Here is a 22,193-nt window from a genome sequence, read left to right on the forward strand (position 1 = left end):
AGCAGGAAGGTGGCTTGTTATGAGTAAAGATAGCACGTATGTTGAAATTAAAGGAATTCCTTTTATCCGGGTAACGAATGATCAGCTTCTCAAAGATCATTTGTTTCCGGCGATTAACCATAAAGAAAACACGTTTCTAGTAACGGCAAACCCTGAAATCGTCATGGCAGCAGACGAAGATGAAGAATATAAGAGTATTCTTCAAAAAGCCGATTATGTAATTGCAGACGGCATAGGAGTTGTAATTGGCTCCAAGCTGCTGAAGGATCCTCTTCCTGAGAGAATTGCAGGATTTGATCTCATGCATCAGCTCTTAGAAAAAGCCGAACAAGAAAATTGGAGATGCTTTTTTCTAGGAAGCAGACAGGAAGTTCTGGATCAGGCTGTTGTGAATATAAAAAAACGATTTACGGATTTAACAGTCGCAGGACGGCACCACGGATATTTCGATTTGAATGACTCTTCGATTGTCCAGCAGGTAAAAGACGCTGCACCTGATTTAGTATTCGTAGGTTTAGGATTTCCTAATCAGGAGAAGTGGATACATCAATATCGTAATGAATTTACGCATGGATTGTTTATGGGTGTCGGAGGCAGCTTTGACGGCTGGGCCGGTCATGTAAAAAGAGCACCGAAGATATGGCAGAATCTTAACTTGGAATGGTTTTACCGCTTAATAAAACAACCGTCACGCTGGAAACGGATGTTACAATTACCAAGGTTCATTTGGCATATTTTATTGAGAAAGTAACATCCTAAAAGCAATACGGTAGAAAAGAGGGATTCGCTATGAAAATTCTTCACCTTAATGCAGGGAACGAAACAGGCGGGGGCATGAGCCACATTCTTTCTTTGCTGAATTCTTTAGACCATGATGAAGTAGTGCTTGGTGTTTTGGAAGATGGAGAAATGGAACGAAGAGCAAAAGAATTATCGATTGATACAGTAAATTTTAATCAAGCCTTTCCTTACGATCTTTCCGTATTGTTTCAAATTAAGAGATATATTGAAAAAGAAGAAATTAGTGTAGTTCATACGCATGGACCGCGGGCTAATGTACTGATGAAAATGCTGAAGCCGACACTTTCCATCCCTTGGGTGTTGACGCTGCACAGTGATCCAGAAGATGACTTTATTGGTCACGGCGTAAAAGGTGAATTTTTTACGAGGCTTCATAAGTGGGTCATTCGTTCTGCTGATCACTGTTTAGCTATTTCCGAAAGTTTTAAGCAGCTGCTGTTAAAGCTCGGTGTGCCGGATTACAAAATTTCTACGATCTATAACGGGATCGACTTTAATGATAAACCTGACCATACAGCAACAAAGCAGGAGTTAGGTTTTTCTGAAGATGATTTTCTAATTGGGATGGTAGCGCGGCTTGAGCCTGTCAAACAGCATGAGATCGCGATTGAGTCCTTTGCCTCCTTGCATAAGGAGCATCAAAACGCGAAACTGCTTTTGATTGGAGAAGGATCCAGGGAATCAGAGCTTAGACACCTTTGCAGGCAGTATAACGTCGAAAAAGATGTATGCTTTTTAGGCCGGCGTGATGATGTGTCTTCCGTCCTTCCTGCGATGGATGTAACTCTGCTTACTTCAAAAAGTGAAAGCTTTCCTCTTGTGTTATTAGAATCTGCGCGGGCACAAGTACCCGTGATTTCCACTAAAGTCGGCGGTGTCAACCAGCTTGTTCCATCTCCTAAATATGGCTGGGTGACAGAGTCTCATCAGGTGAGCGAAGCGCTCAAGCAGGCGTATGAACGGGACTGCGCAGAAAGACAGACGATGGGTCAGCAGTTTTATAACTTTGCCCGAAGCCGTTATTCATTGAACCACTTAGCGGATCAAGTAACAAAAATTTATGACTTACTGTATAAACTTCCACTTGAAAATGAAGTAGAATCCCACGTGTAATTAAAAGAAATAGTGAATCGAAAGGAGGTGCACAGTGGAACTTCGTGCATTTTTATTTTGCTTTATTTTAGCACTGATTGTGACTCCTCTTGTCATTAAACTCGCTCTCCTTGTAGGAGCAACGGATCATCCGAATGGGAGAAAAGTGCACAAGAAACCAATGCCGCGTCTCGGTGGTTTAGCTGTTTATCTAAGTGTGGTCCTTGGAGTTATCGTGTACATGCCCGATGATCCTTTAGTTTTTCCTATTCTTCTCGGTGCGACGATTATTGTCTGTACGGGAATTATTGATGACATTGTCAATTTAAAGCCTTTATATAAATTAATGGGCCAGGGGACAGCTGCTTTTATTGTGATTGCCTCAGGAATTCAAATCGAATTTATTAATTTGCCTGACCAGACTGTGATCGATTTTCAGTTTTGGAGCATCCCGATTACTTTATTGTGGATTGTAGGAGTTACCAATTCCATTAACCTTGTAGATGGATTGGACGGGCTGGCAGCCGGTATTTCATCGATTGCCCTGCTTACGATTTCCGGCATGGCAATAATGGTGGGTAATGAGTTCGTCATGTTAATTGGACTCATGATGCTTGGCGGGACATTAGCCTTTTTAGTGTTTAACTTTTACCCGGCAAAAATCTTTATGGGGGATACAGGTGCCATGTTTTTAGGCTTTATGATCAGTGTCTTATCCCTGCTTGGGTTTAAGAATGTGACCCTTTTCTCTTTAGTTATCCCTATTCTTATCCTTGGTGTTCCTATTTCCGATACGATTATTGCTATGGTAAGGAGGACAATGCAAAGAAAGCCGATTATGAAAGCCGATTTTTCTCACTTGCATCACAACTTACTGAAGCTTGGGTACAGTCACCCGCAAACGGTGGTCGTAATTTACACCTTAAGTGCTTTATTTTGTTTATCGGCCGTGCTGTTTTCCCAAGCCACCCTGATTAACTCGCTTGTCGTCGTCGTTCTGTTAGTCTTTACGTTGGAGATTATCGTCGAAATAACAGAAGTAGCAGGAGAAAAGTACCGCCCTATTTTAAAGAGAATCGAATCACAGCAGAGCAAAGAGTGAAGATTTCCTAGTCGAAATTCCTCACTCTTTGATTAATTTTAGTAAGAATTGCTATCCTTTCTTCAAATAAAGACATTGTATGATATAATGTTTATATCTTTTTGAAAATTTTACACAAAGTGGAGGTACAACATCTATGGAGGAGACGATCTCTCTCAAGGAAATCTTCGAAGTTTTAAAGAAGAGATTGTGGATGATTCTTGCTGTAACTGCTGGCGCAGCGATCATTAGCGCAATTATAACTTTTTTCGTATTAACACCTACATATGAAGCTTCGTCCGAATTTATAGTTAACCAAGAAGAAAGTATGGAAGAGAATCCGTACGACGTAAATAATATACGTACAAACATAGAACTTATCAGTACATATAACGTCATCATAAAAAGTCCAGCAATATTAAATGAAGTCATTGAAAATATGGACCTCCAAATGACAGCCGAACAGCTAAGCCAGAAGATTCAAGTATCCAGTGCTGAAGAATCACAGGTAGTGAATGTTACGGTTACTGATGAAAGTCCTGCTATGGCAGTAGGTATCGCAAACGGCACTGTCGAAACGTTCGAACAGGAGATTCCTGACCTGATGAATGTGGATAACGTCAGTATTTTGTCTCCCGCTGTAGAGAGTTCTAATCCTTCCCCAGTAAGCCCAAAACCACTATTAAATATTGCTATAGCTATTGTAGTTGGTTTAATGGTAGGCGTTGGTCTGGCCTTCCTGCTTGAATACTTGGATAATACGATTAAGACAGAGCAGGATGTGGAGAAGACTCTTGGACTTCCGCTTATGGGAGTCATCTCAACCGTGTCTGAAGAAGACTTAGGACCAGAGAAGATGAATAGACAGCCGAGTCGTTCATCTAAAGTGAGAGGTGAATCTGTTGGTACGTAAATCCAAAAAGAAGCAATTTGCATTGAAAGCCAGAAAAATTATTGCAAATGACAATCCAAAATCTCCAATCTCAGAACAATACAGAACGATTCGTGCCAATCTGCAATTTGCATCCGTGGATCAGGATCTCCACACATTATTGGTTACTTCTTCCGGTCCCGCCGAAGGGAAGTCCATGACCGCTGCTAACTTGGCTGCGGTGTTTGCTCAGCAGGGCAAAAGAGTTCTCTTAGTTGATGCCGACTTACGAAAACCTACTGTTCACCACACTTTTCGCCTGAACAATACTCGTGGACTAAGTAATTTTCTCGTGGGAAGAGAAGTATTAAAAGATATTTCTCAGGTGACAGCAGTAGAGAATCTGGAAGTATTAACAAGCGGACCTATTCCGCCTAATCCATCAGAACTTCTAGGTTCAAAAGCAATGGCGAAACTGCTTCTAGAAGCACGCCAGACTTATGACTTAGTCCTCCTGGATACACCTCCGATACTCGCTGTATCCGATTCGCAGGTGCTGGCCAGTGAAGTAGATGGAGTACTGTTAGTCGTAAGAAGCACACAAACAGAATTTTCTGCAGCAGAGCGAGCGAAAGAATTATTGCAGCAGTCTAAAGCGAACATACTAGGTGTCGTCTTAAACGACCGCGAAAAGAAAAACAGCAACTACTATTATTACTATGGTACTTAAAAAAAGCAGGGCCTTTGCGGTAGTGCACCCCAGAAGTTAGAGTTAATAATCTAACTTCCGGGGTGTTTTTGTATGTCAAAGTATAGTGAGAAATTTAAATTACAGGTGGTAACGGAGTACTTCCAAGGTCATCTAGGGTACGCTTTATTAGCTAAGAAGTACTCGATCCCTAGTGATGTTCAAATTTTACGCTGGGTTCGTGCTTATCAAGCCTTCGGAGAAGAAGGTTTAAAAAGGAAGCATTCGAAACAAGTCTACCCTGTCCAATTCAAGCTGGATGTATTAAACTTTATGAAACAGACAGGCGCTTCTCATCAGGAGACTGCGATTGCCTTCCAATTGAACAACCCTGCGTTAATTGCGAACTGGTCCAACATTTTTCGGAAGGAAGGGATCGGAGGCCTCCAAGAAAAAGCGAAAGGACGGCCCTCTATGTCAAAAAATCATAAGAAAAAGTCAACCAAATCAGATAAAGAATTAACTCGTGAAGAACAATTAGAACGTGAAAATGAACTCCTACGTTTAGAGAATTCCTATCTAAAAAAGTTAAAAGCTTTTCAGGAGAATCCGAATGCCTATCTCGAAAAGCACAAACAGCGCTGGTATTCGAACTCAAAAAAGAAGGATTCAAATTAAAAGATGCCTTACGAAGAGTGGACATTCCTGAAGCCACTTATCATTACCAGAGAAAGCAGTTCAAGAAGGAAGATCCGAATAAAGAGTGGAAAGAAATGATTACGAACCTCTTCCATAAGCACAACGGAACCTATGGCTATCGCCGCATTTCCTTCGAACTTAGAAACCAGGGGTATATCATCAACCATAAAAAAGTTCAACGGATCATGAGTACGCTCGGATTGAAATGTGAAAAATTCACCCGTAAATCCAGGTATAAATCGTACAAAGGTACGGTCGGGAAAGTGGCTCATAATCGATTAAAACGCAGATTCCATACGCCCATTCGGCTCCAAAAATTAGTCACAGATGTGACGGAATTCAAATGTGCAGGAAATGAGAAACTTTATTTAAGTCCGATTATGGACTTATTCAACGGAGAAGTTGTCTCTTTTGGCATTTCCAAACGGCCAACCCTGAACTTTGTTTTAAAGCCGTTGAAGGAAGCGTTGGATACCATTCAAACGGAAGCCGAATACCGGACAACCATCCACTCCGATCAAGGCTGGCATTATCAACACAACACGTGGGTGAAAACATTAAAGAAACATCAAATCTTTCAAAGTATGTCCAGGAAAGCAAACTGCGCAGATAATGCGGCCATGGAGAATTTTTTCGGGATCCTCAAACAAGAAATGTATTACGGAGAAGAAGTGGTTTCTTATGAAGCGCTTAAAAGAAAGCTCGAGGTCTACGTGGACTACTATAATCATGAACGCGTAAAAGCAAAATTGGCTGGTTTAAGTCCCATACAATACCGAACTCAAACCAGCCAATCAGCTGCATAATAAAAACTCTAACTTTTAGGGGTCACTACCTGCGCCTTGCTTTTTTTAATATAGTTTTTTTAGTTTTTTAAAAGGAGAAGGGGAGGGGAGTAAAGCGCCGGAAAGAAAGGCTTAACTGCCGATAAAAAGGCCGGACTCTATTATCAGCAGATATGATAATAAAAATATTACGGAAATATTAGAATTTTTAGTAAAAAGATAGGTATTGCTTGCCAGATGTATGAAATTGGATTATTCTATATTTTATATTGTTAAAATGTTTAAGGGGGACTTAATTATGTTTACACCAGACAAAAAGATAGCTCAACCTGGGAACATTGTAGAATTTGAAAGAAACGATATTATGTTTAAAGGGAAAGTCATCCCTAGTCAATGCCAGAGATCGGTTATTGTCGACTTAACCATTATGGATAATTTAGACGAAATTGACTTCGAATTCGACCGTACCGTAGTCGCTCACGAAAATTACCGAATAATATCATAATTTTCAGAAAAATATATTGTATATTTGAGATAAGGTTATTATAATGAAGATTAACAAAACAACTTCTCCTTGAATAAAGGCAAACTTATTGAAAAATAAGGACGCAAAGCTACGGGTCTAAGGTCAGGCTCCCCCTGGCTATGGTTTTGACCGCCGGGTCGTCTAGGTGAATGGTGGAGGGGTCATTCATTGAAAAAGGATAAGGTTATGAAGTTGGATGCGGAATGGGTCAGTCTCTTGAAAGAAGCAAAGGAAATCGGGCTGTCATCCCAAGAAGTACGAGAATTTTTAGCCCTCACTCAAGATACAAAAGTTAAGGAAAGAGCTTAAAACCTCTCATTGCATGAGAGGTTTTTTTATTTGAAGAAGAGGAGAAAATTGGAAAAACATGAGTGTCCTGTTGAGTCTTATAGTAAAATAGAAGTGGTTTTTAGAGGAAGGGGGGAGAAAAGTGGGAGAAAATAAAAAGAAAGCAAAACAGCCTGCTGAATTTGCGAATAGCACCGAGTGGTTAGACGCCAGCAACTACTATGAAAAGTATAAAGAATCACAGCAGTCATATAAGAAAAGAAACTGGAAGAGGATCTTCATTTCAATTATTACTATTTCACTCCTGTTAGTTTTTTTAGTAACAGGCTGGCTTTATTTAGATAAAATTTCTTCAGCTGAACATGCAGTCAATCAAGAGGATCCTGAAAAGCTGGCAGACCTGATTTCTTTTCCTCATGATTCTCAGTCATTTAATGCTTCTCAAGCTAACCATATGATCGACTATTATAAAAAACATCCTGGTGAGTTTGTTTCAACGGTGGGTTATTTAAGAACCTCTTCGGGTACATCGGAAGAAATTGAATCAGAACATTTCTTACATATTAAAGATTTTGGAAAGAAGTGGCTTGTTTTTGATCATTACGCGATTGAATTAGATGCAGCAAAGGCTGAAGTCCAGTCTGATATAAATGAAGTTTCCTTGTATTTAAATGGTGAAGAAGTTGGAAAACTGTCAAACGGAATATATGCTATCAATGGATTAACTCCAGGTGAGCATGTATTAAAAGGAGAAGTTCATAGAGGAGATAAAGTGTATGATGAAGTCGTTTCACTAAATACATACCAAACGTCGAATGAACCTATTACGTTAGAGTTTGAAGAGTTTTCTACAGAGAGCCAGGAAGAGGTGTTATCAGACAATCTCGAGAGTGATTTAAAGCAGGCCGTTCAAGAACACGTTGAAGAATATATTGCTGCTTTTGAAGCGAAGGACATGGGAGAATTCAAGCGCATGAAAAATGAATCTTACCTTGAACGTACAGACGAAACGATTCAGGAAATGACGGACTTAGGTCAGAATTATGATGGGAAAGTTATGGGGATTGGCTATGACATCGGAAGCCTGGACTTCTCGTATGATGAGGATTCGAAATTATACAACGCTGCTTTTACCGTTTCTTTCACGTTTGACTCTGGTTATTATCTAGATGGAGATGGGCTGGAAAACTCCTTGCGAACGGAAAATACATATTATTGGAATTATGAATTCACATATGATGAAGCAGAACAGAATTGGTTTATTACCGGTGGAACTCCGTTATCGGGTTATACGACAGATGAATTGGATATACGAGAATTCTAAAAAACCGCTCCTGTATTAGGAGGCCACTGAAAAAGTCCTTTCTAATCTAAAGGAGCTGTTAAAGTTTGTTTTTGATTCTCACGAATCGCTTGTCGGTGGGTGCTTGCCGCGGGCACGGCCTCAGCTAACTTGGTCAAGAAGATCACTTGACCAAGTGGATCTTCGGCTCGCGCTGTTCCCGCAGGCGTCACCACCGAACGCTCATCGTGGAATCAACAGAGGCCAATCTAAAAAGAGTGAGTTTCTATGATTTATAAAAGAAAGTCACTTTTTTTTCTTGTACAATGAAAGTAATACATAAAAATTGAGATTCGATGTTAGACCGTGAATTTAAGTCAGTACGATAAAATGGGTACGCAATACTTCTTGAGGAGATGTTTGATTGTATCGAGCGCTGGTGTGTGTCGCATCAAGGATGAGAGACTTCGACTGATTTACGCCTGTCTCAATATGTTATAAACCTGGGGCCAAAACCAAGAGTTATTCGGTCAGCCTTAAATCAGAAGAACATATGAATCAACTCGCCTTTCAAAACAGTGAGAACTTCAAGCAAAAGGCTAAAGAACGATATAAGATTGAAGCGAAGAATAACGAACTGAAGCATAGACACGGATATGAGGTGGCCTCATCTTCGGGTCTCGAAGGCATGGGCATTCAAGGTGCGATGGCGATTTTCACAGCTAATGTGAAACGAATCGTTAAACTTATGAAGGAATAGAGGGCACAAATCTCTTAAAATTAGAAGAAAAGCGTCTGTGTGGAATGTAAATTCCACACAGACGCTTTTAAAAATTCTATCTTTCACAGATCTTCAGTTTTTCAGTGGCCTCTGTATTAGGAGCGGTTTTTTCGACATCTACAGCCTTATTTCCCGGGGAATAAAGCTTAGTACTGATATTCTTCCGTATACTGGTTCGTTTCCTCGATGCTGTCTTGTCCTGCAAACGAGTTATTGGAAGAAGAATCTTGAATATCCAGATGAGACTGCAGAGAATCTTGAATATTCATTAGGCTTGTCTCATTAATCTGATAGTACCAGATTCCATCAATATATCCGCCTTCACCTTCAAGCTGCATTTCCTCAAAGTTCAATCCATTTTCCGATAACACATAATCTTTATAAGCTGTCATTTCATTAAAGCTAAGGTTTGTTTTCATATTGTCACCGATCGATTCGATTACATTTCCGTAATTCTTGATCGATCCCACACTTGCCGCCTTATTGACGATGGCTTCAATCATTTCCATTTGGCGCTCGCCGCGCGCTAAGTCGCTGTCATATTGACGGGACCTTACAAGAGCAAGAGCTTCTTCTCCAGATACTGTCTGGTATCCTTCCTCCAGCACGATCGCACCGGCTTTATCCTCACTGTTTTGTTCAGATAAGTCAAAAGGAACATCAAACTGTACACCGTTTAAAGAGTCAATTACATCAATGAATGAGTTGAAATTTAATCGAACATAATAATCCACGGGGACATCTAAAAGATTTTCAACCGTTTCGATCGTGGCATCAGTTCCTCCAAAGGCGTGAGCATGAGTAATTTTATCATTGTATCCGACTTCTGGAATGTAGGTGTACGAATCCCGGGGAATGCTTACTAGCTTGACTGATTTATTATCATTGTTAAAAGTAGCTAAAACGAGGGCATCCGAACGAGTAGCTGAATAAGTGGTACTTCTTTTATCGCTGTCATCTACTCCAATAAATAAAACGGAAGTAGAGTTAGAAATCGGAGTCACGGCCTGGTCTCTCTTATCTGACTTTCCTCCCCGTTCCAAAGATTCGTGCGAACTATTGGCTGTATCTCTTGCTTTGTCAGTCAAAAAAGCAGCATAACCTGCAGTTGCTCCTATTGTCATTAAGACAAGAAACAAGATACTCCATAAAAAAATTTTAACTTTTTTCCTTTTCATCCAAGTGCTCTCCCTTTTTTAGTTGGTTAACCGTGTTCTCTTCTCTCTTTATAATTCAATGGAATGTTCATGGTAGCTGTATTCCCCTGGTTCGAAGCTTACTTGTCCATGGGCGAGATCTGTTATCCACTGTTCAAATTCTTCCTGATTATCTTTCTTGACATATACTTCTATTTCCACGTTATCTAAGTAATGAATCATTTTAATCGGGTAAATCGAGTTCCTAATTTCATTTTCCAGTTTTCCAAGCAGCGTATAATCCGCCGTTACTTTCACCGTGCGCATTAATTCACGCTGAACTACACCAGTTGCCTGGATGGCTTCTGATGCTGATTTGGAATAGGCCCTGATTAATCCGCCGGCGCCTAGCTTAACACCGCCAAAATATCGGGTAACTACTACAGCTGTGTCTTTGAGCTCCATTTTTTTAAGGACTTCGAGCATAGGAACACCAGCTGTACCGCTTGGTTCTCCGTCGTCATTGGCCTTTTGAATTAAATCATGTTCGCCGATCATATACGCCGAGCAGTTATGGTTCGCATCACGGTGCTTTTTCTTTATTGACCGAATAAAGTCTTGAGCTTCTTGTTCTGTTTCACATCGTTTAATATACCCAATAAATCGGGATTTTTGTATATTGATTTCATGTGATCCTTCTAATTGAACGGTTTTATAACTTTCTAGCACGAATGTAACCTCCTAATATTTTATTATATAATGATTTTGAGATGAGAGACAATAATATGTTGAATATTGTTTAAATATATTCTATCACGACAAAAACCCCCACAAATGGGCTTAGGTATTACGAATGAGTATCGTGAATATTGATGGAGGAGACTTGCGATGAAAGATTTGAAATCTGGGGATAAAGCACTTGACTACATTATTAAAGATATGGTCTCTACTGTGTCAAACAGTAAAGATGAAATCTTCCAGATTGGTGAGGATTCCCGCAAAGAATTTGAGGAATTGAGTAATGAGCTGCAGCTTATTAAAAAGCAAGTCACCACTTTAATTGAAGAAGGCGATGAACTAGAGAAGAAAGTGCGTTTATCGAGAACGCGCTTATCTGAAGTAAGCAAGCAATTCCAGAAGTATTCTGAAGGAGAAATTAGAAAAGTATATGAACAAACTCATGGACTGCAAATGGATTTATACATGAAAAGAGAGAAAGAAAAGCAGCTCCGCGAGCGAAGAGACGAAATTGAACTTCGTCTTAGAAATATTGATGAGACGGTAGGGCGTGCAGAAGCCCTGGCTGGTAAAATTTCCGTAGTTCTAAACTATTTGACGGAAGACTTTAAGAAAGTTACAGAAACTTTGGAATCAGCAAAAGAAAAACAGGAATTCGGTTTGCAGATCATTGAAGCCCAGGAAGAGGAGCGAAGACGCCTATCGAGGGAAATCCATGATGGACCCGCTCAGGCTCTGGCCAATGTAATGCTCAGGTCGGATTTAGTCGAACGAACGTTTAACGAGCGGGGGATCGAAGAAGCCCTGGCTGAAATGCGTAATGTACGAAAGCTTGTACGCGCTGCGCTTTATGACGTTCGACGAATTATTTATGACCTGCGGCCTATGGCATTAGACGACCTCGGACTTGTTCCTACCCTTAAAAAATATTTAGCCACTGTCGAAGAATATAGTAAGGTGAATATTCGCTTCCTCTCCTTAGGAAGTGAGAAAAGGTTAGACAGTAAGTACGAAGTCGCTATTTTTCGCCTTATACAGGAAGCAGTGCAAAATGCTGTAAAACATGCTGATGCCGGGGGAATTGATGTAAAAATTGAGCTTAAATCACATATGGCAGCTATCGTAATAAAAGACGACGGGAAAGGCTTTGACCCTTCGAAAAAGAAAGAGAAATCCTTTGGGCTTTTGGGAATGCGGGAACGCGTTGATATGGTAGGTGGAGAATTACATATCAATTCCAAGCCGGGCGAGGGGACCATAGTCACGATACATTTACCATTAAATCAATAATTTTACGAAAAACTATGTAAAAAGGCATGTATCGTTTATAATAGGAATTAGGATTAGGGTCGATCGACTAAAAAACAAAGAGACAAAAAGAGAAAAGACCCATTCGGATACAAAACATAGAAACATTCGAGTGGTCAAAATTTAGGAGGTAGACTCAAAAATGACCAGAATCGTACTAATTGATGATCATAAACTATTTCGTGAAGGCGTGAAACGCATCCTTGATTTTGAAGCAAGCTTTGAAGTTGTTGCTGAAGGAGACGACGGTTCCCAAGCCTTAGATTTAATAGAAAAAAATAATCCGGATATCGTTTTAATGGACATTAATATGCCAAGCATGAATGGCGTAGAAGCGACAGCTGAACTTACAAAACGTTATCCTAATCTAAAAGTCATCATTCTCTCGATTCACGATGATGAGAATTATGTAACCCATGCGTTAAAAACCGGTGCTCAAGGGTACCTGTTAAAAGAAATGGATTCTGATGCTTTAATCGAAGCCATTAAAGTTGTAAGCAATGGCGGCTCATACCTTCATCCGAAGGTTACTCATAATTTGGTAGCCGAGTATCGCCGTTTATCTGACACTGCATCCAATGAAGCCTTCCGTACGATTGAATACCGCAAGCCTCTTCACCTGTTGACACGCCGCGAATGTGAAGTTCTGCAGCTATTAGCGGACGGACAAAGCAACCGGGGAGTAGCCGAAGCTTTGTTTATCAGTGAAAAAACAGTGAAAAACCACGTAAGTAATATCCTTCAAAAGATGAACGTAAACGACCGTACACAAGCTGTTGTTACCGCTATTAAAAACGGCTGGGTTGAAGTAATTTAATAGTTTCATAGAGTTCCAGAGTCATAAGGCTCTGGAACTTTTTTATTGGAAAAACGTCTATACACAAGTGCAAAGTATCAAGGCATGTTGTAAAATAGACCGTAAGCATGGCTTTTATTTAAGCTATAGGAAACAAACGACGAGGAGAATGACCTTATGAAAACAGCGGTACTTACGGACAGTACAGCATACCTTCCAAAGAAAATTCGTCAGTCGAATAATATACATATGGTGCCACTTAATGTCGTGTTCGGTGAAGAATCCTATCAGGAAGAAAAAGATATTACCGTTGATGACTTCTACGATATGGTAAAAGAAAGCGAGAAGCTCCCGAAAACATCTCAGCCATCAATAGGGCTAATGACCGAGAAGCTTGAGGAACTCGCGAAAGATTACGATGCGGTAATTGCGATTCACTTATCGAGCGGGATCAGCGGGACGTATCAAGGAATGGTCACAGCAAGAGGTATGGTGGATGACATTGAAGTCTACGTTTTTGATTCTGAGATCAGTTGTCTCATGCAAGGTTATTATGCATTAGAAGCAGCCGAGCTTGCCGATAACGGTGCCCTGCCTGATCAGATTTTGAGCAGACTTGAAGAAATGAAATTTTCTATGCGTGCCTACTTTATGGCGGACGATTTGTCTCATTTACAAAGAGGCGGCCGTTTGAATGGGGCTCAAGCTTTTGTCGGGAGTCTGCTGCAGGTCAAACCTGTCCTTCACTTTGTCGATACGAAAATAGTTCCATTTGAAAAAATCAGAACCCGTAAGAAAGCATTAAAGAGAATTTTAACACTGTTTGAAGAATCAATTGAAAGTGACGCCTGCTATAAGGCGAGTGTTATACACGCGAATCGTCAGGAAGAAGCCGAACAAATTAAGCGTGAAATTGAATCCGAATTTTCAAACGTTGAAGTAACTGTAAGCTATTTTGGTCCGGTAATTGGCACCCATTTAGGCGAAGGGGCGATGGGCCTTGGCTGGTATAGACATTCTTAAAGGAAGCAAGCCTGCTTGTGAGACTCAGGCAGGCTTAATTTCTTTAGGAAGGTGATTGATGCCATGCTTCATTTATTGAAAAAAACCTCTATCCCTACACCCGTTTATTCTTCGTTTTCTCCTATTCCTCCCGATTCCCCCTATCTGCGGCTTTCTGGAAAACTACTGACAAGAGACGAACTCTCCTGTTCGTCTGAAGAACTGAATGGTTTGCTCAACCAGTCAATCCTTCAGATAACTCCTTCTATTTATAAAAACTCTGTCCAGAAATTTTGTTACCGATGCGGAGCCGATAAACCCTATTTATTTGGCATCTTTCTGCATGCAGCGTGTAAAAAGGAATGCACCTACTGCCGCAATTGTATTCAAATGGGGCGAATTATCGAGTGTGAGTGTTTATATGCAGGCAGTTCCTTAGTGGAATGGACGAAGCACGATGGTCCATGTAAATGGGATGGCGAGTTAATGTTGGCCCAGAAAAAAGCCGCCGAAGAAATCAGAGAGACGATTGAAACTAAGTCCGAGCTTTTGGTATGGGCGGTATGTGGAGCAGGAAAAACAGAAATGCTCTTTCCCGGACTTACGAGAGCCCTCGAACTCGGATTAAGGATATGTATCGCCACACCAAGAACTGATGTTGTCAGGGAGCTGCTGCCGCGATTGAAAAATGCTTTTCCTCTAGTGACGATTCAAGGCTTATACGGCGACAGTGAAGAAAAGCACGGCGATGCGCAGCTGATCATTACAACAACACACCAGCTGTATCGGTATGCTTCCGCTTTTGATGTGATGGTCATTGATGAAATTGATGCCTTTCCCTACCATAAGAATGACACCCTCAAATATGCTGCTAAGCGGGCATCTAAGCCGGGTGGTGCGCGTATCTACTTAACTGCTACTCCTAGAAAAAAAGAAAAAATCCTCGTCCGTCGTAAAAAGCTTAAAGCCGTATTTATTCCTTCCCGCTTTCATGGATACCCTCTTCCTGTACCTGTCTTTCAATTAACCCCTATGCTTCGAAAGAAACTCGATAAAGGAGGGCTGCCTGAAAGTCTTCTGCAGAAAATCCGTCAGCAGCAGAAAGGAAACCGTCAGCTTCTGCTGTTTACTTCGACGGTTTCTCAAGCTCTTCAATTAGAAGAACTATTAGCAGGAAAATTTACTCTGACTTCTGTTCATGCGGAAGATCCTGAGCGTGCACAGAAAGTCCAGGATTTTCGGGATAAGAAACTTTCTATCCTTATTACAACAACGATCTTAGAAAGGGGAGTTACTTTTCCGGCGGTTGACGTATATGTGATCGACGCCGGGCATGAAGTATTTGATGAAGCAGCTTTAGTGCAAATTGCCGGACGGGCTGGAAGAAGTCCTGATGATCCAACAGGAGAAGTCATCTTTTATCACATTGGAAAAGCGAATGCGATGATCGACGCACGCGAGGCCATCATTCAAATGAATAAGAGGGCAAAGCGATGAGCCGGTGTGTCATATGCTTTACTGACATTATGCCCCAGGTCACGTGGGCGAATTTTCTAACCCTGCCTAAAGAAGAAAAGGTCTGCCTAAGCTGCCTTGATAAACTTGAAATCATCAAGAAGCCGGGCTGTCTGAAATGCGGACGGATAGATACTGATAAAGTATGTTTTGACTGTGAACGCTGGGAGAAATTCTCGGAATTTTCCGGCGTATTAGAGAGGAATGTCGCTGTATTTAAATACAATGATTTTGCAAAAGAGCTTGTCGTCCGCTGGAAGTACCGGGGGGACTTTACGCTCATTGAGGTTTTTGCTGAAACTCTACAGACGAAGCATCAAGAGCAGTTTCACGGCATGGAAGCAGACTATGTAGCAATTCCATTAAGTAAAGAGCGGCTGTCGGAGCGGGGGTTTAACCAGTCGAAAGCGATTATTTCTCTGCTCGGTGTGCAGGCTAACGATTTTTTTAAGAGAAAGGGAAATGAGAAGCAGTCGAAGAGGGGACGGGCGGAAAGAATCGAAGCTGAGAATCCATTCATTTTAAAAAGGTCTGTGGATCGGCCTGTGGTGCTGGTGGATGATATTTATACGACGGGAACAACGGTGAGACATTTGGCACGGCTGCTTAGGGAAGCGGGCTGTCCATCGGTGAGTTCTCTGACACTTTTTCGTTAGGGTGGCTTTGGTTTTGCCTAAGGGTGCCGATATAATATATAAAGAGGATTATGGGGGAGCTAATACTGTGTTGGATATCGTAAGGCAGACTGGCAAGGAAATTAAAGAAAAAGTCGACAGTGGCAATTACAAAGTAGATCATCTGACAGCGGCTCAGCGCCTTGCAAAATTTTTTAAGGGAGAGTCGTAAGTGATGGTAAAAGTTATTTTTGAGTCATTAGATCACTCGAAACAGCTTCATGAAAGTCTGCTTACAGTTTCTAAGAAAAAGACCGAGGCACTTAAAGAGAATCAGATCGAAAGGCTGCTGGAGTGTTTGGTTCAGGAGCGAAAGCACGTAGCGGCAATTGAAAAATTGGAGGAATGTAATTGAAAGTGTCCAGCAGCTAACCAGCCAGCGGGGTCTCATGTTATCAGAACTCAATGAGCCAGTCAGTGAGACAGATCAGTCAGCAACTTTAAAGGTAAAGGAATTGGATGAAGTTATAAATAAGCAGCTTGCTTCTTTAATGGCGCAGTTGAAAAATGAAATCCGCGATGTTCGAAAGCAGCGGCCAGTCAAAAGAAATATTCCAACCCTTACAAAAGCGTCGCAAACTTTGATGGAATGTTTTTAGATTAAAAAAATGAGTATTGTGGACTCCCAAAGTGAAATGGTGAGACTCATGCGGAAAAAACGGACGATTCAACACCCCGCAACGTGTGGTACCGCTTAAAAGCGAGCGATTTCTCTGAGGAAGACAAAAAAGAGCCTTCCATTTACAGGAAGGCTTTTAATTATTATTCTTCAATAAAAGAAGTATCCACTAAACCATTTAAGTTCGGTTTCTCTTCTAAGAACTGCAGTTCATAAGAAGAATCAGCAAACATTTGAACTTCTTTAGGATCTACGTCATAAGTAAACGTCATACGCTCCCAAGATCTGTCAACCACTTCTTTAGATAGTTCTTGGTCTGTGATTTCTTTAATTTTATCAATCGCGATTTGTTTAGATTCTTCTGGGTTTTCGTTTACAAAGTCTGTTGCTTTTATGTGAGCATCGACTAGGTTTTGAATTAACCCAGGATCTTTTTCTTTAAGTCTTTCAGAAGTTACAAATACGGAAGCTGGCATGTCGGCATTATGAGCAACTTCTTCATTCTCAAACAGTACTTTTCCTGTTCCTTGTGCTTCAATGTAGGCTGCCCATGGTTCCGGAACTGCCGCTACATCTACTTTTCCAGATTCAAACATGCTGCTGTAAGTGGCAGGTTTACCTGTTACGTGCTTCATTTCTCCATCTAAGCGGTCAGACGTAATACCGAACTCTTTCATCATCATCGCTTCAAATTGAACATCGTGAGTACAACCAACACGAGGGGAAATAAATGTTTTTCCTTTAATGTCTTCGGCAGATTCAATACCTGCTCCATTTCTCGCCATGATTACAGTACCGCCTGTTGCACCGGCTGCTACAATGTTAATTTTAGCGCCGCTTGTAAAGTGATTCATTGCAGGTCCCGGCCCAACAATTCCGCCTTCAATTTCTCCTGTTTCAATCGCTGTCATAAAAGCTGACCCATCCGGGAAATACTGATAATTTACTTTTGTACCATCAGGAAGTGTATCTTCATAAAATCCTTTTTCTTCAGCGACCATCCCTGCTGCATGGTCGACATTAGGAAAGTATCCAATGGTTACCTCGTTCTCTGAATCTCCACTTTTCGATGCAGTGCCCCCGCTCCCACAAGCGGCTAACACCCCTGTTAAACACAATAATATGAGTGCAGTTAATATTTTCTTCACTATACCTCTCCCTTTCTTCATTTAAGCTAAGCCCCATCGTTTCATTACATTTTTCTCTAATTTAGAAAAGATTAACTGATCGGCAATCGCTCCGATTACTCCAATGATAATAATAATGGCCACAACTTGATCCATTCGAGCGTAATCCTGTGCGTAGGCTAAGGAATATCCAAGTCCCGGCCCGTTACTCAATAATTCACCGGCCATCAATGCTCTCCAACTGAAAGCCCATGCGAGACGTAACCCTGTCATAAAGTAAGGAATACTCGCTGGTACCTCGATACGGAAAAATAATGGAATGCCTTTAGTACCCATCGTGCGAGCGGCACGGATAAACTGGGGAGGTACACTGCGGATTGCTGTTCGTACGTTGAGCGCCATAACGAAGGTGCCGCCGAATACGACGACGAAAATAACAGCAAACTCGGAGAATCCAAATAACATAATGGCTAACGGCACCCAGACAATACTAGGAATACTTTGTAATGCAATTAAATACATTCCGGCTGTTTCGTCAGCCTGCCTGGATTTCCCTAAAATGATTCCAACGGCTGTTCCGATAAGGATCGCTAAGAATAATCCAATAAATAAGTGCTTAAAGCTGGCTCCTAATGCAGCAACAAAGTCTCCTTCCGTAAAACCGTATACGAGAGCCTCCCAAACACTCGTAGGGGAAGGGAAGACGATTTCTTCTAAAATCCCGGCTGAGAAAATCAGCTGCCATATGCCAATAACCACGGCCAGAAATACGATGCGTTTAACTAGAATATTCAATGTCATGACTAAGCTCTTCCTTTAAAACTTTATTGATTTCATCTTTTAGAAGGTCCATTACTTTGTTCTCAAGTTCAATTACTCTCGCGTCATCTCGTTTTCTTGGACGCGGGATATCCACTTCAAAGTCTGCGATAATCCGGCCAGGACGCGTCCCCATAACGACCACCCGGTCAGACAGCTTAATCGCTTCTTGAATACTGTGGGTTACAAAAACGATTGTCTTTTGTGTTTCCTGCCAAACTTTTATAAGTTCATCATGCAGGATATGGCGGGTTTGTTCATCCAACGCACCAAATGGTTCATCCATCAGCAAAACTTTTGGATCCATGGCAAGGGCACGGGCAATTGCAACACGCTGCTGCATACCGCCGGATAATTCATACGTATAACGGTCTTTGAATCGGCTTAAGTGAACCATTTTTAAAAAGTGATCTGCTCGTTCTTCGGCTTCCTTTTTGCTTACAGTGGATTTAAGTGGAAAAATCACGTTTTCCTTAACATCAAGCCAAGGAAATAAGGAAGGCTGCTGAAACACCATGCCACGGTCGGGCCCGGCCTGCTTAATTTCTTTTCCTTCTAATGTAATCTCGCCAGAAGTTGTCTTTTCAAGGCCGGCGATTAAGGAAAGAAGTGTTGATTTTCCGCAGCCAGAAGGACCCAGCAGGGAAACGAACTCTTTCTGGTTAATATCTAGATCGATGTTTGAGAATACGTCGAAATCCCCCTTTTCTTTATCATGAAAGGTCTTACCGACGTCATTAATTCGTAAGAACATGTGCTTCCTCCCAGTAATATGATAATTCCTATCTACATAGTCGGTTTTAATTATATAGTTTATGATTATACAGGGCAAGCGTATAGCGTGCAATAATTTTTAAACAATTCTTTAAATTATTTAATGAATTGCCGCTTTTAAACATAAAAAATGTTAATATCATCCATGAAAACAAGAGGTTCTGCCAGACTCCTGTATAAAATTGGGCCGCCTGCGACCCTTAGAGTGGCCAAAAGAAGGAGGCTTATGCTTTTTTATGAAAATCAATATTAACCAATTAATGTAAGCCTATGGATAAAAAAATGGAATCATAATAGATTCCATTTTCAGCTTGCTTTATTTAGCTTTTCTTTAGTTTCATCTATATTAAAGCGTATATTGTGATTGTTGGATTGTACCAGTGTCACTATATATTCATTAAATGGAAGGTACGATAGCACTTTTAAAGTAACCATACAAATTGCTATAACCATAATATGGTAGGGGATGATTAGTATCGGATAGGCAAACACATCATAAGGGGCATAGTCTTGATATAAATATATAACTAATGGGTGGAGCAGGAATATACCCATCGACATGTTTCCTAGATTGATAAAGCCTTTTATAATTTTCTCACTAAATAATAAAAGAGAATAATAGATACTTATAAGGACAATAAAAGCAATAGGTATTGTAAACATGTTGAGCACATTTTCGTTGGAATTCAACACTTTTTGGGTGGTGTGGTAATCAAACACAGTTAATGCAATAACAGCTAAGCCAATTAGCTGAACATATACACGATTACTTTTCGCGGCTAAATATTCATGTATATAAGGCCATAAGTGAACTAACAAAGGACCAAGCATAAAATAATAGATCCACTGAAGTAAGAAACCTCTTCCATTAATGAAATTCTCAAAATAAGAGCCGCCTGCTTCAAAATGGTTTGTGATAAATACATAATTAATAAAGATCGCGGCTATTGTCATGAATAATATTGATTTAAAGTTCAACCAATTTTTTATTAATATAAAGAATACATAAAATTGAATAACTAAACTAATAAAATATAAATGATAGTGAGATTTTCCAGCGACAAACATATAAAAGAAATCCTTTAATTGCTCCGGATTTGACCAATCAGGTAAGCTGTAGCTGCCTATTAAATATTTATAGGTTAGATATATGAAACTCCATACGATAAATGGTGAAATGATTTTAACCATTCTGCTTTTGATAAATCGTTTTAGAGTAAAGTTTTTCCTGATCATTTGATTGTACAAAAGAAACCCGCTCATTACGGCAAAAAGGGGAGTTCCTATCCTGGATATCTGGTTTAAGAAATTGGTAAAAGTGGTATACCCATCCGTTGAATGATAAAAACGGGCACCGACGTGAACCATGACAACTAATAAACAGGCGACCGCCCTCACGAAATTGATTTCATAAAAATATCTTCTCTCCAATTTCTTTCACTTCCATTCCCACTAAATTATACCTTGCCTTATCTCTTAAAATTCAATTCAATGTAACATTATCAGGGGGAAAGGGATAATTTTCAATAGGATAATTTAACAAGAAATAGTGAATCCCAACAATTTCCGACACATTTTGTTCAAAAAATTCCGAAAGTTTATGCAGGAATGGCCAGGGGTATGGTAGAATATAAACTACATAAGGATGAAAGGAGGACACTTCTAAATGTTAAATTACAACATTCGTGGTGAAAACTTAGAGGTGACAGATCCAATTAAGGACTATGTGGAAAAAAAGGTGGGCAAATTAGAACGCTACTTTGAAACTCCACCGTCATCTGAAGTACACGTTAATTTAAGTGTCTATAATGATGAGCAGACGATTGAAGTGACCATTCCTATGAAGAATTTACTTCTTCGTGCTGAGGAGCACAATACAGACTTATACGCTGCCATCGACCTTGTGGTAGATAAATTGGAAAGACAAATTCGCAAGCACAAAACGAAAGTAAATCGGAGATCCCGCCAGGAAGGCGCTCCGAAATACGTATTTGCAGAACTTGAAAGAGAAGCTCAAGAACAAAGATTAGAGCAGGAAGAAAATGATTCTGATATCGAAATTGTAAGAACAAAACGCTTTGACCTAAAACCAATGGACAGTGAAGAAGCTGCCCTTCAGATGGAAATGCTGGGACATGCATTTTATGTTTTTACAAATGCGAACACCGATGAAACAAATATTGTATATAAACGCCGGGATGGACGTTACGGGTTAATTGAAACTTGATAATACTTATCTCAAAAAACAGCTCCGCTTTAAGTGCGGGGCTGTTTTTTTATTTGTGGCCTATCCTTTCCTTTAAAGCTCGAAACTCACAAGAAAAAGGTCTCAAAAGCTATACTTCTATTTTTTGACTTCCTATTTATATAATTTTTTATGTTTACCTATGCGGAAATTTAATTTTTGAGAAAATCGGCACTATAACTGTCTCGCTTTGCTTCTTTTTCATATATCCATAAAAAGTGTATAAATAAAATGTAAGATCCCTACCAAGGAGGCGATATGAATGTCTAATACTTATTCTTGCAAAGATTGCCAGCAAGTTTTTGAGCGAGTGAAGCAGCAGGAAAAAACAATTGCCCAGCTTGTTGAAATCATCGGTGCCCTTAACGGAAGAATTACTGATGTTAATCAACGCCAAATGAAATTGGAGCGAGTCCTTGTTCCTGAACAGTTACCTCGTACGGCCACTTCAACCTTCTCCTAAATCGCCTCCATCTGGGCAAGTAGTTACCCCCAAATTACTTGCCCTTTTTTATTAGCAAAGTCCTGATCCTGCATTCCTGTTTT

At 40.4% G+C, this 22,193-nt stretch carries 26 protein-coding genes, 1 pseudogene and 1 riboswitch; of the genes and pseudogenes, 21 read left to right on the forward strand and 6 right to left on the reverse strand.

From position 1 onward, the window contains the following. Window positions 1–19: 19 nt before the first annotated feature. From HUS26_RS02145 to HUS26_RS02195, 11 genes and pseudogenes are all read left to right on the forward strand, one after another. Entirely contained in the window at window positions 20–751 is a 732-nt protein-coding gene (locus HUS26_RS02145; RefSeq protein WP_173915596.1) for a WecB/TagA/CpsF family glycosyltransferase, read from the forward strand. 38 nt (window positions 752–789) lie between these two features. Next, complete coding sequence (locus HUS26_RS02150; protein WP_173915597.1) at window positions 790–1,914, forward strand: glycosyltransferase; 1,125 nt, start codon at window positions 790–792, stop codon at window positions 1,912–1,914. Between the two features lie 34 nt (window positions 1,915–1,948). Next, a complete protein-coding gene (locus HUS26_RS02155) occupies window positions 1,949–2,995 on the forward strand; it encodes a glycosyltransferase family 4 protein (RefSeq protein ID WP_173915598.1) in 1,047 nt (348 codons plus the stop codon). 136 nt (window positions 2,996–3,131) lie between these two features. Further along, on the forward strand, window positions 3,132–3,887 hold the full coding sequence (locus HUS26_RS02160) for a YveK family protein (RefSeq protein WP_173915599.1): 756 nt from the start codon (window positions 3,132–3,134) through the stop codon (window positions 3,885–3,887). Next, complete coding sequence (locus HUS26_RS02165) at window positions 3,877–4,575, forward strand: CpsD/CapB family tyrosine-protein kinase (protein ID WP_173915600.1); 699 nt, start codon at window positions 3,877–3,879, stop codon at window positions 4,573–4,575. The genes HUS26_RS02160 and HUS26_RS02165 overlap by 11 nt, the downstream gene beginning before the upstream one ends. 72 nt (window positions 4,576–4,647) lie before the next feature. Next, the gene (locus HUS26_RS02170; protein WP_173915601.1) at window positions 4,648–5,211 is read left to right on the forward strand and encodes a helix-turn-helix domain-containing protein; all 564 of its coding nucleotides are present in this window, start codon (window positions 4,648–4,650) and stop codon (window positions 5,209–5,211) included. Beyond that, the gene (locus HUS26_RS02175) at window positions 5,175–6,038 is read left to right on the forward strand and encodes an IS3 family transposase (RefSeq protein WP_173918712.1); all 864 of its coding nucleotides are present in this window, start codon (window positions 5,175–5,177) and stop codon (window positions 6,036–6,038) included. The genes HUS26_RS02170 and HUS26_RS02175 overlap by 37 nt, the downstream gene beginning before the upstream one ends. Before the next feature lie 277 nt (window positions 6,039–6,315). Continuing rightward, on the forward strand, window positions 6,316–6,522 hold the full coding sequence (locus HUS26_RS02180) for a YkvS family protein (protein ID WP_173915602.1): 207 nt from the start codon (window positions 6,316–6,318) through the stop codon (window positions 6,520–6,522). Window positions 6,523–6,590: 68 nt separating this feature from the next. Then, window positions 6,591–6,688: riboswitch (cyclic di-GMP riboswitch) on the forward strand. Window positions 6,689–6,711: 23 nt separating this feature from the next. Beyond that, complete coding sequence (locus HUS26_RS02185; protein ID WP_371809529.1) at window positions 6,712–6,852, forward strand: anti-repressor SinI family protein; 141 nt, start codon at window positions 6,712–6,714, stop codon at window positions 6,850–6,852. Window positions 6,853–6,973: 121 nt separating this feature from the next. After that, window positions 6,974–8,155 carry a hypothetical protein gene (locus tag HUS26_RS02190; RefSeq protein ID WP_173915603.1) on the forward strand — a complete coding sequence of 394 codons (1,182 nt, stop codon included), beginning with the start codon at window positions 6,974–6,976 and terminating at the stop codon, window positions 8,153–8,155. A gap of 451 nt (window positions 8,156–8,606) precedes the next feature. After that, window positions 8,607–8,873: pseudogene (locus HUS26_RS02195) on the forward strand (IS5/IS1182 family transposase); the annotation flags it as partial. A gap of 167 nt (window positions 8,874–9,040) precedes the next feature. Here HUS26_RS02195 and HUS26_RS02200 read toward each other — a convergent pair. Together HUS26_RS02200 and HUS26_RS02205 are read right to left on the reverse strand one after the other, a co-directional pair. Continuing rightward, window positions 9,041–10,072, reverse strand: a complete 1,032-nt coding sequence (locus tag HUS26_RS02200) for an LCP family protein (RefSeq protein ID WP_173915604.1) — start codon at window positions 10,070–10,072, stop codon at window positions 9,041–9,043. Window positions 10,073–10,120: 48 nt separating this feature from the next. Continuing rightward, window positions 10,121–10,759 (reverse strand): YigZ family protein, encoded by a 639-nt coding sequence (locus HUS26_RS02205; protein WP_173915605.1) that lies wholly within the window; start codon window positions 10,757–10,759, stop codon window positions 10,121–10,123. A 159-nt stretch (window positions 10,760–10,918) separates the two neighbouring features. Between HUS26_RS02205 and HUS26_RS02210 the strand changes: the two genes are divergently transcribed. The 8 genes from HUS26_RS02210 (at window position 10,919) to HUS26_RS02245 (ending at window position 16,662) form a co-directional block, all read left to right on the forward strand. After that, complete coding sequence (locus HUS26_RS02210) at window positions 10,919–12,058, forward strand: sensor histidine kinase (RefSeq protein ID WP_173915606.1); 1,140 nt, start codon at window positions 10,919–10,921, stop codon at window positions 12,056–12,058. Window positions 12,059–12,218: 160 nt separating this feature from the next. Next, window positions 12,219–12,893, forward strand: a complete 675-nt coding sequence (locus HUS26_RS02215) for a response regulator transcription factor (RefSeq protein WP_173915607.1) — start codon at window positions 12,219–12,221, stop codon at window positions 12,891–12,893. Between the two features lie 156 nt (window positions 12,894–13,049). After that, a complete protein-coding gene (locus HUS26_RS02220) occupies window positions 13,050–13,895 on the forward strand; it encodes a DegV family protein (RefSeq protein WP_173915608.1) in 846 nt (281 codons plus the stop codon). 63 nt (window positions 13,896–13,958) lie between these two features. Beyond that, complete coding sequence (locus HUS26_RS02225; protein WP_173915609.1) at window positions 13,959–15,371, forward strand: DEAD/DEAH box helicase; 1,413 nt, start codon at window positions 13,959–13,961, stop codon at window positions 15,369–15,371. Continuing rightward, the gene (locus tag HUS26_RS02230) at window positions 15,368–16,045 is read left to right on the forward strand and encodes a ComF family protein (RefSeq protein WP_173915610.1); all 678 of its coding nucleotides are present in this window, start codon (window positions 15,368–15,370) and stop codon (window positions 16,043–16,045) included. The genes HUS26_RS02225 and HUS26_RS02230 overlap by 4 nt, the downstream gene beginning before the upstream one ends. Window positions 16,046–16,058: 13 nt before the next feature. Then, complete coding sequence (locus HUS26_RS02235; protein WP_173915611.1) at window positions 16,059–16,235, forward strand: hypothetical protein; 177 nt, start codon at window positions 16,059–16,061, stop codon at window positions 16,233–16,235. Window positions 16,236–16,238: 3 nt separating this feature from the next. Next, a complete protein-coding gene (flgN, locus tag HUS26_RS02240; protein WP_371809613.1) occupies window positions 16,239–16,418 on the forward strand; it encodes a flagellar export chaperone FlgN in 180 nt (59 codons plus the stop codon). 34 nt (window positions 16,419–16,452) lie between these two features. Then, window positions 16,453–16,662: a hypothetical protein gene (locus HUS26_RS02245; RefSeq protein WP_173915613.1), complete on the forward strand. Its 210-nt coding sequence runs from the start codon at window positions 16,453–16,455 to the stop codon at window positions 16,660–16,662. Between the two features lie 163 nt (window positions 16,663–16,825). Here HUS26_RS02245 and HUS26_RS02250 read toward each other — a convergent pair whose 3' ends face one another. The 4 genes from HUS26_RS02250 to HUS26_RS02265 all read right to left on the reverse strand — a co-directional run bounded on the left by HUS26_RS02250 (window position 16,826) and on the right by HUS26_RS02265 (window position 20,833). Then, on the reverse strand, window positions 16,826–17,830 hold the full coding sequence (locus tag HUS26_RS02250; protein WP_254434120.1) for an aliphatic sulfonate ABC transporter substrate-binding protein: 1,005 nt from the start codon (window positions 17,828–17,830) through the stop codon (window positions 16,826–16,828). 21 nt (window positions 17,831–17,851) lie between these two features. Continuing rightward, a complete protein-coding gene (locus HUS26_RS02255; protein ID WP_173915615.1) occupies window positions 17,852–18,610 on the reverse strand; it encodes an ABC transporter permease in 759 nt (252 codons plus the stop codon). After that, window positions 18,588–19,382, reverse strand: a complete 795-nt coding sequence (locus HUS26_RS02260; protein WP_173915616.1) for an ABC transporter ATP-binding protein — start codon at window positions 19,380–19,382, stop codon at window positions 18,588–18,590. Before HUS26_RS02260 ends, HUS26_RS02255 begins: the two co-directional genes overlap by 23 nt. A 326-nt stretch (window positions 19,383–19,708) precedes the next feature. Next, complete coding sequence (locus HUS26_RS02265) at window positions 19,709–20,833, reverse strand: acyltransferase (protein WP_173915617.1); 1,125 nt, start codon at window positions 20,831–20,833, stop codon at window positions 19,709–19,711. A gap of 235 nt (window positions 20,834–21,068) precedes the next feature. Between HUS26_RS02265 and hpf the strand changes: the two genes are divergently transcribed. Continuing rightward, window positions 21,069–21,629, forward strand: coding sequence for a ribosome hibernation-promoting factor, HPF/YfiA family (gene hpf / locus HUS26_RS02270; RefSeq protein WP_173915618.1), 561 nt, complete (start codon window positions 21,069–21,071; stop codon window positions 21,627–21,629). Window positions 21,630–21,909: 280 nt separating this feature from the next. Continuing rightward, window positions 21,910–22,110, forward strand: coding sequence for a hypothetical protein (locus HUS26_RS02275; protein ID WP_173915619.1), 201 nt, complete (start codon window positions 21,910–21,912; stop codon window positions 22,108–22,110). Window positions 22,111–22,193 lie beyond the last annotated feature (83 nt).

The sequence above is a fragment of the Halobacillus sp. Marseille-Q1614 genome (genome assembly GCF_902809865.1).
GTDB lineage: Bacteria > Bacillota > Bacilli > Bacillales > Halobacillaceae > Halobacillus_A.

Bases quoted from the DNA above. Each gene is read 5' to 3' on its own strand.
- HUS26_RS02200 (WP_173915604.1), bottom strand. From the start codon at position 10,072: ATGAAAAGGAAAAAAGTTAAAATTTTTTTATGGAGTATCTTGTTTCTT.
- HUS26_RS02170 (WP_173915601.1), top strand. From the start codon at position 4,648: ATGTCAAAGTATAGTGAGAAATTTAAATTACAGGTGGTAACGGAGTAC.
- HUS26_RS02230 (WP_173915610.1), top strand. From the start codon at position 15,368: ATGAGCCGGTGTGTCATATGCTTTACTGACATTATGCCCCAGGTCACG.
- HUS26_RS02275 (WP_173915619.1), top strand. From the start codon at position 21,910: ATGTCTAATACTTATTCTTGCAAAGATTGCCAGCAAGTTTTTGAGCGA.
- HUS26_RS02150 (WP_173915597.1), top strand. From the start codon at position 790: ATGAAAATTCTTCACCTTAATGCAGGGAACGAAACAGGCGGGGGCATG.
- HUS26_RS02245 (WP_173915613.1), top strand. From the start codon at position 16,453: ATGTTATCAGAACTCAATGAGCCAGTCAGTGAGACAGATCAGTCAGCA.
- HUS26_RS02210 (WP_173915606.1), top strand. From the start codon at position 10,919: ATGAAAGATTTGAAATCTGGGGATAAAGCACTTGACTACATTATTAAA.
- hpf (WP_173915618.1), top strand. From the start codon at position 21,069: ATGTTAAATTACAACATTCGTGGTGAAAACTTAGAGGTGACAGATCCA.
- flgN (WP_371809613.1), top strand. From the start codon at position 16,239: ATGGTAAAAGTTATTTTTGAGTCATTAGATCACTCGAAACAGCTTCAT.
- HUS26_RS02180 (WP_173915602.1), top strand. From the start codon at position 6,316: ATGTTTACACCAGACAAAAAGATAGCTCAACCTGGGAACATTGTAGAA.
- HUS26_RS02225 (WP_173915609.1), top strand. From the start codon at position 13,959: ATGCTTCATTTATTGAAAAAAACCTCTATCCCTACACCCGTTTATTCT.
- HUS26_RS02215 (WP_173915607.1), top strand. From the start codon at position 12,219: ATGACCAGAATCGTACTAATTGATGATCATAAACTATTTCGTGAAGGC.
- HUS26_RS02220 (WP_173915608.1), top strand. From the start codon at position 13,050: ATGAAAACAGCGGTACTTACGGACAGTACAGCATACCTTCCAAAGAAA.
- HUS26_RS02260 (WP_173915616.1), bottom strand. From the start codon at position 19,382: ATGTTCTTACGAATTAATGACGTCGGTAAGACCTTTCATGATAAAGAA.
- HUS26_RS02160 (WP_173915599.1), top strand. From the start codon at position 3,132: ATGGAGGAGACGATCTCTCTCAAGGAAATCTTCGAAGTTTTAAAGAAG.
- HUS26_RS02255 (WP_173915615.1), bottom strand. From the start codon at position 18,610: ATGACATTGAATATTCTAGTTAAACGCATCGTATTTCTGGCCGTGGTT.
- HUS26_RS02145 (WP_173915596.1), top strand. From the start codon at position 20: ATGAGTAAAGATAGCACGTATGTTGAAATTAAAGGAATTCCTTTTATC.